General features: G+C 74.1%; 13 protein-coding genes. 7 read left to right on the top strand and 6 right to left on the bottom strand.

The window, feature by feature from the left end; translation table 11 throughout:
• Window positions 1–30: 30 nt before the first annotated feature.
• Both ACFOYX_RS31230 and ACFOYX_RS31225 read left to right on the top strand, forming a co-directional pair.
• Entirely contained in the window at window positions 31–1,362 is a 1,332-nt protein-coding gene (locus ACFOYX_RS31230; protein WP_322441128.1) for a peptidase C39 family protein, read from the top strand.
• Window positions 1,363–1,479: 117 nt separating this feature from the next.
• Window positions 1,480–2,820, top strand: a complete 1,341-nt coding sequence (locus ACFOYX_RS31225) for a C39 family peptidase (RefSeq protein WP_322441129.1) — start codon at window positions 1,480–1,482, stop codon at window positions 2,818–2,820.
• Between the two features lie 55 nt (window positions 2,821–2,875).
• Here the strand turns inward: ACFOYX_RS31225 and ACFOYX_RS31220 are convergent, their stop codons facing one another.
• From ACFOYX_RS31220 to mqnE, 4 genes are read right to left on the bottom strand one after another with little or no spacing between them, the layout of a single operon-like run.
• Window positions 2,876–3,352 carry a hypothetical protein gene (locus tag ACFOYX_RS31220; protein WP_322441130.1) on the bottom strand — a complete coding sequence of 159 codons (477 nt, stop codon included), beginning with the start codon at window positions 3,350–3,352 and terminating at the stop codon, window positions 2,876–2,878.
• 57 nt (window positions 3,353–3,409) lie between these two features.
• A complete protein-coding gene (locus ACFOYX_RS31215; RefSeq protein WP_109804671.1) occupies window positions 3,410–3,691 on the bottom strand; it encodes a DUF4229 domain-containing protein in 282 nt (93 codons plus the stop codon).
• Between the two features lie 45 nt (window positions 3,692–3,736).
• Entirely contained in the window at window positions 3,737–4,165 is a 429-nt protein-coding gene (locus ACFOYX_RS31210; RefSeq protein ID WP_377534647.1) for a hypothetical protein, read from the bottom strand.
• A 10-nt stretch (window positions 4,166–4,175) separates the two neighbouring features.
• Complete coding sequence (gene mqnE, locus ACFOYX_RS31205) at window positions 4,176–5,345, bottom strand: aminofutalosine synthase MqnE (RefSeq protein ID WP_322441132.1); 1,170 nt, start codon at window positions 5,343–5,345, stop codon at window positions 4,176–4,178.
• 242 nt (window positions 5,346–5,587) lie between these two features.
• Here mqnE and ACFOYX_RS31200 point away from each other — a divergent pair, with 242 nt between their 5' ends.
• The 4 genes from ACFOYX_RS31200 (at window position 5,588) to ACFOYX_RS31185 (ending at window position 11,619) form a co-directional block, all read left to right on the top strand.
• Window positions 5,588–7,159 carry a C40 family peptidase gene (locus tag ACFOYX_RS31200; protein ID WP_322441133.1) on the top strand — a complete coding sequence of 524 codons (1,572 nt, stop codon included), beginning with the start codon at window positions 5,588–5,590 and terminating at the stop codon, window positions 7,157–7,159.
• 113 nt (window positions 7,160–7,272) lie between these two features.
• The gene (locus ACFOYX_RS31195) at window positions 7,273–8,688 is read left to right on the top strand and encodes a hypothetical protein (protein ID WP_322441134.1); all 1,416 of its coding nucleotides are present in this window, start codon (window positions 7,273–7,275) and stop codon (window positions 8,686–8,688) included.
• Window positions 8,689–8,895: 207 nt separating this feature from the next.
• Window positions 8,896–10,896, top strand: a complete 2,001-nt coding sequence (locus ACFOYX_RS31190) for a DEAD/DEAH box helicase (protein WP_377534645.1) — start codon at window positions 8,896–8,898, stop codon at window positions 10,894–10,896.
• A 102-nt stretch (window positions 10,897–10,998) separates the two neighbouring features.
• Window positions 10,999–11,619 carry a putative glycolipid-binding domain-containing protein gene (locus ACFOYX_RS31185; RefSeq protein ID WP_322441141.1) on the top strand — a complete coding sequence of 207 codons (621 nt, stop codon included), beginning with the start codon at window positions 10,999–11,001 and terminating at the stop codon, window positions 11,617–11,619.
• 15 nt (window positions 11,620–11,634) lie between these two features.
• Here ACFOYX_RS31185 and ACFOYX_RS31180 read toward each other — a convergent pair whose 3' ends face one another.
• Window positions 11,635–12,726 carry a PLP-dependent cysteine synthase family protein gene (locus ACFOYX_RS31180; RefSeq protein WP_322441136.1) on the bottom strand — a complete coding sequence of 364 codons (1,092 nt, stop codon included), beginning with the start codon at window positions 12,724–12,726 and terminating at the stop codon, window positions 11,635–11,637.
• A 22-nt stretch (window positions 12,727–12,748) separates the two neighbouring features.
• Window positions 12,749–13,591: an SDR family oxidoreductase gene (locus tag ACFOYX_RS31175; RefSeq protein WP_109805125.1), complete on the bottom strand. Its 843-nt coding sequence runs from the start codon at window positions 13,589–13,591 to the stop codon at window positions 12,749–12,751.
• Window positions 13,592–13,739: 148 nt separating this feature from the next.
• On the opposite strand from ACFOYX_RS31175, the gene ACFOYX_RS31170 reads away from it, so the two are divergent.
• Window positions 13,740–14,213, top strand: a 474-nt coding sequence (locus tag ACFOYX_RS31170) for a recombinase family protein (RefSeq protein ID WP_377534644.1), incomplete at its 3' end; no start/stop codon positions are given.

Raw genomic sequence — 14,213 nt, 5'->3', positions numbered from 1 at the left:
CAAGGAAAGCCGCACACCCGTGGAGCTGCCATGGTCACGACACCGCTGCGCGCCGCCGCCCTCGCCGGCGTCACCGCGCTCGCCCTCCTCGGCACCACCGCCCCCGCCGGAGCCGCCAAGCCGGCCACCGGCACCCTCGCCCACGACGAGCAGATCACCTGGCAGGGCTGGTCGGGCGCCGCCCTCGCCGCCGGCGCCACCGCCGGCACCGCCGTCACCGCCGCCGGACTCACCCTCGGCACGCCGGTCGGCACCACCGTCTACCGCGACCCGCACACCGGGATCCGGCGCACCTGGGCGTACGGCACCTGGACCTCGCCGCTGACCGAGGTCGGCTTCGGCGCGTCGGAGCTGGTCGCGTCCTGGAACGCCGACACCCCGGCCGGCACCTGGATCGGGGTCGAGCTCCAGGGCACCTACACCACCGGCAGCCGGACCCCCTGGTACGTGCTGGGGCGCTGGGCCTCGGGCGACGCCGACATCAAGCGGACCAGCGTCGACAAGCAGGGCGACAAGACCTCCAGCATCTGGACCGACACGTTCGCCGTCGACGACCCGAGCAGAGGCGTGCTGCTGCGGGCGTACCAGCTCCGGCTCACCCTCTACCGCGACCCGGCCCAGGCCGCCGCCCCGGTGGTCCGGTCGGTCGGCGCGATGAGCTCGAACGTGCCGGACCGGTTCATCGTCGCCCCCAGCGCCGGCCACATCGCCTGGGGCACCGAGCTGGCCGTCCCCCGCCACTCGCAGGAGATCCACGCCGGCCACTACCCGGAGTACGACGGCGGCGGCGAGGCGTGGTGCTCGCCGACCTCGACGGAGATGGTGGTCGAGTACTGGGGCCGGGGGCCGTCCGCGGCCGACACGTCCTGGGTGGACCCCAGCTACCCCGACCCGACCGTCAACCACGCCGCCCGGATGACGTACGACTACCAGTACGACGGCGCCGGCAACTGGCCCTTCAACACCGCGTACGCGGCCGGCTTCCCCGGGCTGGAGGCGAAGGTGACCCGGCTGCACTCGCTGGACGAGCTGGAGCACTTCATCGCCGCCGGCATCCCCGTGGTGACCAGTCAGTCCTTCCTCGCCAGCGAGCTGGACGGCGCGGGCTACGGCACCTCCGGGCACCTGATGGTGGTGGTCGGCTTCACCGCCGACGGTGACGTCATCGCCAACGACCCGGCGTCGCCGAGCAACGACGCCGTGCGCCACGTCTACCAGCGCGAACAGTTCGAGCAGATCTGGCTGCGCACCAAGCGGACCACCGCCAGCGGCGGGACCGGCAGCGGCTCCGGCGGGATCGTCTACCTGATCAAGCCGACCGACGTCGCCTGGCCGCAGGTGGCGGGCTCCACCAACTGGTAGCGGCGGCGGGCCCGGTCGCCGTCCGGCACGGGCCCGCCATCGACCGACCGAAGCTCCCGCCGACGCCCCACGGCGGCCGGCAGGGATGTCCCACCCTCCTCACTTCGCGGAGTTGCCATGTTCAGACCAGCCCTGCGCGCGGTCGCCCTCACCGGCGTCACCGCGCTCGCCCTGCTCGGCGCCACGGCGCCGGTCCACGCCGACAACAACCTGCCGGTCGTCCAGCACGACGAGCAGATCACCTTCCAGGAGTGGTCGTCGCACCCCGACTGGCGTGGCGGCACCCACCAGGGGACGTACGCCATCCCCGGCCACCGCACCGGCATCACCATCGGCCAGCCGGCCGGCACCACCGAGTTCACCGACGAGCACACCGGCGCCACCCGCAGCTGGGAGTACGCCACCTGGACGTCCCCGCACCGGCAGATCGGCTTCGACGCCACCGAACTGGTCGCCTCGTGGAACGCCGAAACCCCCGCGGGCACCTGGCTCCAGGTCGAGCTGCAGGGGACGTACAACACCGGCAGCCAGACCCCCTGGTACGTGATGGGTCGCTGGGCCTCCGGGGAGCAGGACGTCACGCGGGCCACCCTGGACGGCCAGGGTGACCCCTGGTCGAGCATCTGGACCGACACCTTCTCCATCGACGACGCCAAGGCCGGCGTGCTGCTGCGGTCGTACCAGCTGAAGCTCACTCTCTACCGCGCGCCGGGCCAGACGGCCTCGCCCCGGGTCTGGATGCTCGGCGCGATGAGCTCCAACGTGCCGGACCGGTTCACCGTCACGCCCAGCAAGGGCGGGATCGCCTGGGGCACGGAACTGCCGGTGCCGGCCCGCTCCCAGATGATCCACCGGGGCAACTACCCGGAGTGGGGCGGCGGCGGTCAGGTCTGGTGCAGCCCGACCTCGACCACCATGGTGCTGGAGTACTACGGCAAGCTGCCCTCGGCCGAGGACATGTCCTGGATCACCCCCGGCTACACCGACCCGCAGGTCGCCTACGCCGCCCGGATGACCTGGGACTACGAGTACGAGGGCGCGGGCAACTGGCCGTTCAACACCGCGTACGCGGCCAGCTTCCCCGGCATCGACGCCAGGGTCACCCGGCTGCACTCGCTGGACGAGGTGGAGCGCTTCATCGCCGCCGGCATCCCCGTGGTCACCTCGCAGTCCTTCCTCGGCACCGAGCTGGAAGGGTCGAACTACGGCACCTCCGGGCACCTCTTCGTGGTGGTCGGCTTCACCCCCGACGGTGACGTGATCGTCAACGACCCGGCCTCCTCCTCGGACGCCGAGGTGCGCAACGTCTACAAGCGGGAGCAGTTCGAGCAGATCTGGCTGCGGACCAAGCGGTACCGGGCGAACGGCACGGTCGCGAGCGGCTCCGGCGGCATCGCGTACCTGATCAAGCCGGCCGACCGGCCGTGGCCGCAGGTCCCCGGCTCCACCAACTGGTAGGAACCGACGGAGACGGGCCCGGCACGATCGTGCCGGGCCCGTCGTTTCGTTGGTCTCAGCGCTGTACGGGCGTCCCGGCCAGCCGGTCGATCGCGGCCGCGTCGCGGCGCCGGCGGCGGACCGTGGTGACCACGAGGACCACCCAGCCGACCGCGGCGAGCGCCGCGGCCACGGTGAACCCGGTGACCAGCAGCCAGGTCGAGCCGCCCGCGGCGGCGAAGACGCCCTTGCCGGCCCCGGTGTCCCGGGCGGGAGCCGTGCCGCCCCGGGCCAGCCCGTCGGGCGCGTCGTAGAGGAGGACGTGCTTGCGGGCCGCGCCGCCCGCGTCGGCCACGAAGTCGCCGTACCAGCTGCAGTTGCGGCGACCGCACTGCTCGCTGACCGCGGTGAACGTGCCCGGCACGCCGCCGCCGGACTTCGCCTGCCAGGCCGGAACGAGGTCGGGCGCCGCGAAGGCGAGCCCCATCACCGCGATGACGGGGAGCCCGATCCAGAGGAAGAACTTCAGCCGCCAGTCATTGATCCTGTCCATCACGGAGCCAGACCCTAGCGGGACGGAATCTCTCCCGCTGCCCCGCCTTGTGACGGCTCAGCGGGGCTGGTCGCCCGGCTCGTCCTCGGCGGACCGGTCGTCGCCGGCCAACGCGGACCGGAGGCGCTCCTTCTCGGCCCGGCGCCGCTCGGACGCCTCGGCCATCTCGCCGGCCATCTCGTCGCGCCAGCCGCGGAGCAGGAAGAAGGAGAGCGCGGCGGAGAACACCAGCGCCAGCATCAGCCGCAGGAACATGTTCATCTCGATGAACCAGAGGGCCGCCAGCACGCCGACGAACAGCCCGATCCGGCCCAGCGTGTACTTGACCGCCGCGCTCACGTTCGCACTCCGTTCTCCGCCGCCCGGTGTCCCGGCGCGGGAGGTTCAGCCCGTCCGGCGGGCCAGCCAGTGGACGCCATGAAACCAGATCACCGCGTACGCCACGGTGAAGACCGCCGCGGCCAGCGCGCCGGAGACCAGCGGCGGCAACCCGGCGGCCAGCCCGGCCGCCAGCAGCCCGGCGAACACCCCGACCGCGGCGGCGACGAGTGCCGCGATCACCCGGGCCGCGCCGAACTCCCAGGCCCGGAAGTCGTCCCAGAACAGCCAGAGCGGCAGGATCACCGCCAGCCAGCCGTTTGTCCGGCCGAACCCGCCGGCGCCCATCGTGGCGAACGCCCACTCGAAGAGCACCAGCGCCAGCACCCCGATCACCAGGCCGGCGAGGCTCACCCCGAGCAGGTCACCCAGGGTGAGGATCCGTCCCTCGGCGTCCCGGCGGGGAAAGGCCGGACGCTGCTGCTGCTCGGTCATCGGTCCGGCGTCAGGCCCAGACCTGCTGCGGCTCGGCGCGGCGCTCGGCCAGCGACGGCGCCTTGTCGTACTCCCGGACCACGTTGTAGCGGGTGTCCCGCTCGACCGGCTGGAAACCGGCGTCCCAGATCAGGTGCAGCAGGTCATCCCGGTGCATGGTGTTCGGGGTGCCGTACGAGTCGGCGTCGTGCGTGATCTTGTATTCCACGACCGAGCCGTCCAGGTCGTCCACGCCGAAGTTGAGCGAGAGCTGCGCGACCGACAGGCCGTGCATCACCCAGAAGTTCTTGAGGTGCGGGATGTTGTCGAAGAGCAGCCGGGAGACCGCGAACGTCTTCAGCGACTCGGCCGGCGACGCCATCGTGGTCTGCGCCTGGATCCGGTTACGGATCTTGCCGTCCGCGGAGTCGACGAAGTCGTGCTGGTAGCGCAGCGGGATGAAGACCGCGAAGCCGCCCGTCTCGTCCTGCAGCTCGCGCAGCCGCAGCACGTGGTCGACCCGGTGCCGGGGCTCCTCGATGTGGCCGTAGAGCATCGTCGACGGGGTCTTCATGCCCTTCGAGTGGGCCAGCCGGTGGATCCTTGACCAGTCCTCCCAGTGACAGGCGTGGTCCACGATGTGCTGGCGGACCTCCCAGTCGAAGATCTCCGCGCCGCCGCCGGTCAGCGACTCCAGGCCGGCGTCCATCAGCTCGTCGAGGATCTCGTCGGCGCTCAGGCCGCTGATCTTCTCGAACCACTGCACCTCGGTCGCGGTGAAGCACTTGAGCTTGACGTTCGGCAGCGCCGCCTTCAGCTCGCGCAGCACCTTCGGGTAGTAGCGCCAGGGCAGGGTCGGGTGCAGGCCGTTGACGATGTGCAGCTCGGTGAGCTGCTCGTCCTCCATCTCCTTGGCCTTGCGGACCGCCTCGTCGATGCGCATCGTGTACGCGTCCTTCTCGCCCGGCTTGCGCTGGAAGGAGCAGTACGCGCACGAGGCGGAGCAGACGTTGGTCAGGTTGAGGTGCCGGTTGACGTTGAACATCACCCGGTCGCCGTTCAGCTCGGTGCGCTTGTGGTGGGCCAGCCGGCCCAGCCAGGCGAGGTCGTCGCTGTCGTAGAGGGCGATCCCGTCCTCACGGGTCAGCCGCTCGCCCGCGTACACCTTCGCTTCGAGCTCGCGCTTGAGTCCGGCGTCCATCGAAAGCCACGTCCCTTCCACCTGCGGTCCCGGTCGAGCGTACGTCGGTGCTCCGACGCACCGGCGGGCCGGTCGACCCCAGCGATGTAGTTCACCGGACTCTCAGCCGGTCGTCACCCTCCGCGCATCGACATCCCTGCGTCCGTGAGGTAAGACAGGATGGGGCGGAACACACACTGGTACCGTCCCGGGTCACCGCGCCCGCCGGAGCGCGGACCATGCCAGACCGGACGGGGAGCGGAATGGTCGACAGCGCAAAGGGCCGACAGCAACGACGCGGGAGTCCGGTGATCTCGCCGGTACTGCGTCCGGCGCTCTGGTCCGCGCTGCTCGGCGCGGTGGCCGCCGCCGCGCTGGCCACCCCGGCCTGGGCCGAGCCACCGCTGCCCGACACGGTCCCCGACGCCGGGTCCCGCCCGGTCGCCGCCGGCGGCCTGCGGCTGCCCGGCTCCGTACCGGGCCTGCCCGGCGCCGCCGCGCCCGGCGGCTTCGGCACGACACCGGGCACGACACCCGGCGCGGCGACCGCCAACCCGGGCGACGGCCCGCTCATCGCCCAGATCAACGCGGTGGACGCGCTGGTCGGCCAGCTCGGCGACGACCTGCTCAAGGTCAAGGGCGAGCGGGACGAGGCGCGGGCCCAGCTCGCCCTCGCCGCCACCGAGCTCCAGCGGGCCCACGAGGCGCTCCTGCGGGCCCAGGAGAGCGCCAAGGCCGCCGCCGCCGACGCGGTCAAGGCCGCCGCCGCGCTGCCCCCCGGCGAGTTCGGCGCCGACCTGCGCGACTTCAGCACGCTCCAGCGGATCACCCGCGGTGACAAGGCCGAGGGCGCGACGACCGCGGTGGCCGGCGAGGTGGCCCGGGCGAACGCCGCCGAGCAGATCGCCCGGGAGGCGCACGCCGCCGCCGAGGCCCGCGTCCAGGACCGCAACGCCGCGTACGCGACGGCTGAGGCGGCCCTGCACCGGCAGGAAGCCACGCTGCTCAAGCTGCGCAAGGACAACGCCGCGCGGCTGATCGAGATCGAGAAGCGCGAGGACGCCGCCGAGCAGCGCATCGGCACGTCGTACGTGAACAGCCAGAGCGTGAGCGGGCTGGTCGCCGACCCGCGGGCGCTGGCCGCCGTGCGGTACGCCCTGGCCCAGCTCGGCGACCCGTACCTCTGGGCGGCCGAGGGGCCGAACCGGTTCGACTGCTCCGGCCTGATGCTCGCCGCGTACCAGTCGGCCGGCTACCGCGATCTGCCCCGGGTCTCCCGGGACCAGTACTACGCCACCCGCTCCCGCACGGTGGATCCCGCCGCCCTGCTCCCCGGCGACCTGCTCTTCTTCGCCTCGGGCAGCAGCTGGCAGAGCATCCACCACGTCGCGATGTACATCGGCGGCGGCAAGATGGTCGAGGCGCCCCGGACGGGTGACGTCGTCAAGATCTCGGTCGTCCGGTGGACCCGGCTCTACGCCGCGACCCGGGTCGTCGGCGCGGTGCCCGCCCCGGCGAGCCCGGTGCCACTGCCCACCCGGACGACCACCCCGCCGAAGCAGAGCACGACGCCGAAGCCGACCCCGACGCCCACTCGGACGGCCACCCCGAAGCCGACCCGCACCGCGACGCCGAAGCCCACGACCACAAAGCCGAGCCCCAGCACCAGCCCCTCGACCTCGCCGTCGCCCAGCACGTCCCCGTCGCCGACGCCGAGCCCGTCCACCTCGCCCAGCCCGGAGACGAGCACCGAGCCCGCCCCGACGACGAGCAGCGCCGCCCCGACCGACAGCGCCTCGGAGGCCACCTCGGGCAGCCCGAGCGCCACCAGCTGACCGTAACCGTCCACTCCGGCTGTGCTGCCGGGCCGGAATGTGGCACGGTGAGATCCAGGCACTCCCGGGCCGCCCGTCGCGGTCCGGGTGCGAGCGTGGGCGCGGAGGCGAGCATGGGCGAGCTAGAGGTTCCGGCGGGGACGGTCCATCCGGGACCCGTGCCCGGCTCCACCGATCGGCCGGCCGATCCCGCACCCGTCCGGGCGACGACCGACCCGACGGACGACGAGGGCGCGGCGGGCGCGAGCACCGGTGCGGCCCGTGGCCGGGTCAGCGTGGCCGCCGCGGCCGCGCCGCCGGACGGCGCACCGCCGGACGCACCGGCCACGGGCACCACGTACCGGGCGGGCAGCCCGGCTGAGCCGGCGCCGCTGGACCGGCGTCAGCCGGGCGCCTCGGTCACGGCGCCGTCGAGCTGGTCCGGCTTCGCCGCCGCCGAGCGGCCGACCGACCCCGACCCGGACCGGTCGGCCGCCCCGGACGGTCCCGCGCCCACCCCGACCGTCTCCGGATCCGCCCGGGTCACTCCCCCGTCAACCCCGGAGGACCCCACGCCGGGCCCGGCGGTGCCGGGGCCACCCGAGGCGTCCGACGCGGCACCCGCCCGGGCCAGCGCCTCCGTGCCGGGGCTGCGGCGGGTCTCCGCCGACGAAGCGGGCGCCGCCGGCGCCGCGGTGGCGGCGAAGGCCGGCGGCACCAAGATCTACCGGGCGGGGCCGGTGAATCCCGAGCCGCCCGAGCCCGCGCAGCCGCCGGAGCCGGCCCAGCCCCCGGTGCCGCCCACGCCGGAACCCGAGCCGGCCCCCACCCCCGTACCGGGGCCGACGCCACCCTCCCCGGCACCGCCCGTGCCGCAGCCGACGCCACCCGTGCCGGCCCCGCCGGTGCCCGCACCGCCGCCGGCTCCTCGGCCGACGCCCCCGCCCGGGCCGATTCCCCCGATCCCCGGGCCACCGGTGCCGCCGCCCGGCCCGCCGGTGCCCGCGCCACCACCGCCGCCGGGCCCGATGCCCGCTCCGCCGTTCCCGCCCCCGCCCGCCATGGCCACCCCGGCGGGCGGGCCGGTCTCCGCACCCCCGGTGGTGCCGGCGCCCGCGTTGCCGAGCTGGCCACCGCCGACCAATCCCACCGCGGCGTCCGGGCGCGCCGGCGCCCACCCGTACCCGACCAGCGCGCCACCGGCCGCGGACCGCCCCGTCGGCACGCTGCCCGGCGGGCGGCCCGGCCCCCTCCCCCACCAGAACGGCCCGGGCCTGGCCGGCACCGCCTACGGCGGCACGACCTACGGCGGCACCGAGGGGCCGGGCTTCGCCACCGTGGCGCTCCCCCAGGGCAACCCGCTGGAGAACTCCGGCTCGCTGACCGGGCACATCCTGGCCCAGGGCTGGGCCGAGGACGCCCCGACGACCCGGTCCAGCAACACGAAGGTGGTGATCGTGCTGGCCGCGTCGCTGGGTCTGCTGATCGCGATCAGCCTGCTGGTGGTGTTCCTGGCCAACGACGCGCTGAGCGGGATGACCGGCCGATGATCAGCGGGTGACGGCTCGGGGGAGCATGGTGAGCCCGCCCACTACGGCCTCGCGGTGCGGTGGCGGCTTCGCCGCGCCGCCGTACACTTGGGTGGATCACTGACCCGGCGCGCCTGTCGCGCGCCCATGGGCGATCTTGCGGGCGATTCGGCGGCATTCAGCCGCAGCGGGCCATCGCGAAGATGCGCCCCGCTCGAAAGGCATTTCTTGACCACCTTCGCTGACCCCGGCACGTCCCCGTCCGCCCACGACACCCCGGCGCAGGAGAACCCCGCCGCCGTCGACGCCCCCGACTTCGCCGCGCTGGGACTGCCCCGGCAGCTGGTCGCCGCGCTGGCCCGCCAGGGCATCACCACCCCGTTCGAGATCCAGCGGGCCACCCTGCCGGACGCCCTCGCCGGCCACGACGTGCTCGGCCGGGGCCAGACCGGCTCCGGCAAGACCCTCGCCTTCGGCCTGCCGCTGATCGCCCGGCTCGCGGAGCGCAACCGGGCCCGCCCGCTGCACCCCCGGGCCCTGGTCCTGGTGCCCACCCGGGAACTGGCCATGCAGGTCAACGACGCGCTGATGCCGCTCGGCAAGGCCGTCGGCATCTTCGTCAAGACCGCCGTCGGCGGCGTGCCGTACGACCGGCAGATCGACGCGCTCCGCCGGGGTGTGGAGATCATCGTCGCCACCCCGGGCCGGCTCGGCGACCTGGTCGCCCGCGGCGTCTGCAACCTGGACGACATCGAGATCACCGTGCTCGACGAGGCCGACCAGATGGCCGACATGGGCTTCCTGCCGGAGGTCACCGAGCTCCTGGCGAAGACCCCGGCGGACGGGCAGCGGCTGCTCTTCTCCGCCACCCTGGACGGCGACGTCGACTCGCTGGTCAAGCGGTTCATGACCGACCCGGTCACCCACTCGACCGCCCCGTCGACCGCGTCGGTGTCCACCATGGACCACCACCTGCTGCTCATCCCGCCGCACGACAAGTTCGCGGTGGCCGCCTCGATCGCGGCCCGCTCCGGCCGGACGATGCTCTTCGCGCGTACCCAGCTCGGCGTCGACCGGCTGGTCGAGCAGCTCGCCGCGGTGGGCGTACGCGCCGGTGGGCTGCACGGCGGCAAGACCCAGCGGATGCGGACCAAGACCCTGGCCGAGTTCCGTGAGGGCCGGATGAACGTGCTGGTCGCCACCGACGTGGCGGCCCGCGGCATCCACGTCGACGGGGTCACGCTGGTGCTGCACGTCGACCCGCCGAAGGACCCGAAGGACTACCTGCACCGGGCGGGACGTACCGCCCGGGCCGGCGAGTCGGGCGCGGTGGCCACCCTGGTGCTGCCGAAGCAGCGCCGGACCACCCTGGCCATGCTGGAGAAGGCCGGCGTCGCTCCGGCGGAGACCCGGGTCCGGGCCGGCGACCCGGCCCTCGCCGAGCTGATCGGCGCGCGTGAGCCCAGCGGGGTGCCGGTCCGCGAGGAGCCGCAGGAGCACCGCCGCTACGGCGACCGCCCGTCCGGCCCGCGCCGCTTCGGCGACCGGGACGGCCGGCGGTTCGGCGACCGCGGCTCCTTCGACCGGGACGGCCGCGGCGAGCGCCGGTTCGGCGACCGGGGCGATCAGCGCTTCAGCCGCCCCTCCGGCGAGCGACGGTTCGAGGACCGGCCGTCCGGCGAGCGACGCTTCGAGGACCGGCCGACCGGCGAGCGACGCTTCGAGGACCGGCCGACCGGCGAGCGACGCTTCGAGGACCGGCCGACCGGCGAGCGACGCTTCGAGGACCGCGGTCAGGGCGAGCGGCGCTTCGGCGACCGGCCGACCGGCGAGCGACGCTTCGGTGACCGGCCGACCGGCGAGCGACGCTTCGGTGACCGCGACGACCGGCGCCCGGCAGACCGCGCGGGCCGGGACGACCGGCGCTTCGGCGACCGGCCGACCGGGGAGCGGCCGACCGGGGACCGGCCGACCGGGGAGCGGCCGACCGGGGACCGGCCGACCGGCGAGCGTCGCTTCGAGGACCGCGGTCAGGGCGAGCGGCGCTTCGGTGACCGGGACGCCCGGGGCGAGCGCACGTTCGGCGAGCGGGGCGGTGACTTCCGGTCGGCGGACCGCCGGGGCGGGTTCCGTTCCGAGGGGCGGGGCCGGGACGACCGACCGCGCGACGACCGACCGCGCGACGACCGGCGGGGCTTCGGCGGGCGACCGCCGGCACGTACCCACTGACCTGAACACCGGACGCCGCCGTGGAGCACCCGCTCCGCGGCGGCGTTTTGGCATCCCGCGCCGATGTCCGCGCCGTCGCGTAACGTCCGGTTCATGCCGACCATGCCGCAGTCGCTCTTCTGGACCAGGACGGACACCGCCGGGGCCGAGCACGTCGTCCTCGACAGCCGACAGGGACTCGCCGCGCGGGGTGTGGCGCTGGCGGTGGACCCGATCCCGTACACCTGCCGGTACCAGCTCACCGTCGGTCAGGACTGGTCGGCCACCCGGCTGGAGGCGGAGGCCGAGGGGGCCGGCTGGTCGCGGAGCGTACGGCTGGAACGCACCGGGAACGGCTGGCGGGTGCGGACCGGCGAGCAGGGTGACCTGGACGCCACGTTGCGCGCGGCCGGGCACGCCCCGGCCGGGCTGCCGGGCACGGACGACCCGGGCCGGCTGGCCGACGCGCTCGACCTCGACCTGGGCGGCTCCCCGCTGTTCAACACCCTGCCAGTACGCCGCCTCGGGCTGAGCCGGGCGCCGGCGGACCAGGCCCGCCGGGTGACCGTCGCCTGGGTGCTCGTGCCCAGCCTGGCCGTGGTCCCCGCCGAGCAGGTCTACACCTCGCTCGGGCCCGGCCGGGTGCGCTTCGCCAGCGACACCTTCACCGCGGACCTGGACGTGGACCCGGACGGCTTCGTGGTGCGCTACCCGGGTCTCGCCGAACGGGTCGACCCGCGCTGATCCGCGCTCGGCCGGTCAGGCCGGCCAGCTGCCGGTGGCCAGGAAGCGGTCGATGGTGGCGAGGTGCGGGGCGAGGTCCAGCCCGTGCCGGGTCACCCAGTCGTCGGCGTAGTACGTGTCGACGTACCGGTCACCGGCGTCGCAGATGAGGGTGACCACGGAACCGGTGCGCCCCACCGCCAGCATCTCGGCGATCAGCCCGAACGCGCCCCACAGGTTGGTGCCGGTCGAGCCGCCGACCCGGCGGCCGAGCACCCTCGAGCCGGCCCGCATGGCGGCCAGCGAGGCGGCGTCCGGCACCTGGACCATCCGGTCCACCACCGAGGGCAGGAAGGACGCCTCGACGGACGGTCGGCCGATGCCCTCGATCCGGGAGCCGCGGTCGGTCCGCACCGACCAGTCGCCGGCCTGCCAGGCCGGGTAGAAGGCGGAGTTCTCCGGGTCGACCACGCAGAGCTTGGTGGGCAGCCGCCGGTAGCGGGCGTACCGGCCGATGGTGGCGCTGGTGCCGCCGGTGCCGGCGCCCACCACGATCCAGGCCGGCACGGGGTGCCGCTCCAGGGCGAGCTGCGCGTAGATCGACTCGGCGATGTTGTTGTTGCCCCGCCAGTCGGTGGCCCGCTCGGCGTAGGTGAACTGGTCCATGTAGTGCCCGCCGGTGTCCTCGGCGAGCCAGCGCGCCTCGATGACCACCTTGGCCGGGTCCTGCACCAGGTGGCAGCGGCCGCCCTGGAACTCGATCTGGGCGATCTTCTCGGGCGAGGTGGAGGCGGGCATGACCGCGATGAAGGGCAACCCCAGCATGCGGGCGAAGTACGCCTCGGAGACGGCGGTCGAGCCGGAGGAGGCCTCGACGATGGTGGTGTCCGGGCCGATCCAGCCGTTGCAGAGCCCGTAGAGGAAGAGCGACCGGGCGAGCCGGTGCTTCAACGAGCCGGTGGGGTGCACCGACTCGTCCTTCAGGTAGAGGTCGATGCCCCACTCGCGGGGCAGCGGGAAGGGCAGCAGGTGGGTGTCGGCGGACCGGTTGGCGTCGGCCTCGACCGTGGCGATCGCCTCGGTCACCCACGTCCGGCCTGCCTCGTCGCACCGGTCCAGATGTGTCACGTCGGCAACGTTACAAGCGAGGTCAGCTCGGGTTCGGGCCGACCCGGCGGCGCTGCCGGCGCTGCCCGGCCCGGCCCGCGGCCCGGACCACCGGCGTCAGCGCGAGCGCCAGCCGGGGCAGCGCGTCGAGGAGCCGGACCTGGGCGCCGCGCCAGCGCGGCAGGCTGACCACCGGCCGCGGCCGCCGGGCCAGCCGCACGGCCCGCGCGGCCACCCGCTCCGGCGTGAGCAGCGACCCGGTGAAGGAGGCCAGCGCGCCGGGGTCGTCGAGCCGGTCGTGCAGCATCGGCGTCCAGATCCCGTCCGGGCAGAGACATGACACGTGTACGCCCCGGAGCCCGGCCATCCGCAGGTCGGCCAGGGTGCCCAGGCTGAACGCGAGCAGGGCGTGCTTGCTGGCCGCGTAGACCGTCTCGCCGGGCGCGGCGATCAACCCGGCCAGCGAGACGACGTTGAGCACGTGCCCGCTCCCCTGGGCCCGCATGACCTCCAGCGCGGCGAGGGTGCCGTTCATCGCGCCGAGGGCGTTCACCTCGATCTGCCGGCGGCGGGTCGCCGCGTCGTGCGTCCAGGACGGTCCGGTGACCAGGATTCCGGCGTTGTTCACCCAGAGCCTCAGCCCGTCGGGCGTCGCCCGCGCCGCCTCGGCGGCGACCGCGGCGCAGGCCGCCTCGTCGCGGACGTCCAGCGCGCGGGACCAGCCGCCGAGCGGCGCCGCGGCGGCAGCCACCGCGTCGGCGTCCAGGTCGGTGAGGAGCACGCTCCAGCCGTCGGCGTGCAGGGCGGCGGCGATCGCCCGCCCCAGACCGCCGGCCGCCCCGGTCACCACGGCCGCCCCGGCCACTCCCCGCGCTGGCGTCGTCATCGGCGCACGGTATCTCCGGACTCCCGTCGGCGCCAGAGCCTGCGCGCCCGTCCAACTCCTCGTTCCGAACCAGGCGTCGGCGGCCGGACGCAGGGTGTGCAAGTGTTGGCTGATTAACTAAGCGAACCTATGTGGTACGTTCTTGATCATGTCGTTGCTGCGTCTGGGTCCGGCCGCTGAGTACATCGGTGTGCATCCTGTGACCCTACGACGGTGGGCGGATGAGGGACGGGTGGCGGTGACGTGGGTTGGTCGGGAGCGCCGGTTCGACTCTGCGTTGCTCGATGCGTTCGTCGGACGGGGTGAGGCGGAACGGCCGCGCCGTGAGGCGTTGTATGTGCGGGTGTCGGGTACGTCTGGCCAGGAGACGTCGCTGGTGGCCCAAGAGGCGGAACTGCGGGCTACTGCTGCCGCCGAAGTCGTGGCCGTGTTCAAGGACAAGGCGTCTGGACTGCGGGAGAACCGGCCAGGACTTGCCCGGCTGTTGAAGGGTGCGGCGGCGGGCGAGTTCACCGTAGTGAGAGTGACGCACCGCGACCGATTGGCGCGGTTCGGCACCGCGTGGCTGACCGCTCTGCTCGCCCGTGACGGGGTGACTGTCGAGGTGCTGCACGCGAAGGGT

It is taken from the genome of Micromonospora sp. GCM10011541, from assembly GCF_042650725.1.
GTDB classification, from domain to species: Bacteria; Actinomycetota; Actinomycetes; order Mycobacteriales; family Micromonosporaceae; genus Micromonospora; species Micromonospora sicca.
Note: the sequence above shows the minus strand (reverse complement) of the source record. Positions and strands in the feature narration are given on the sequence as shown.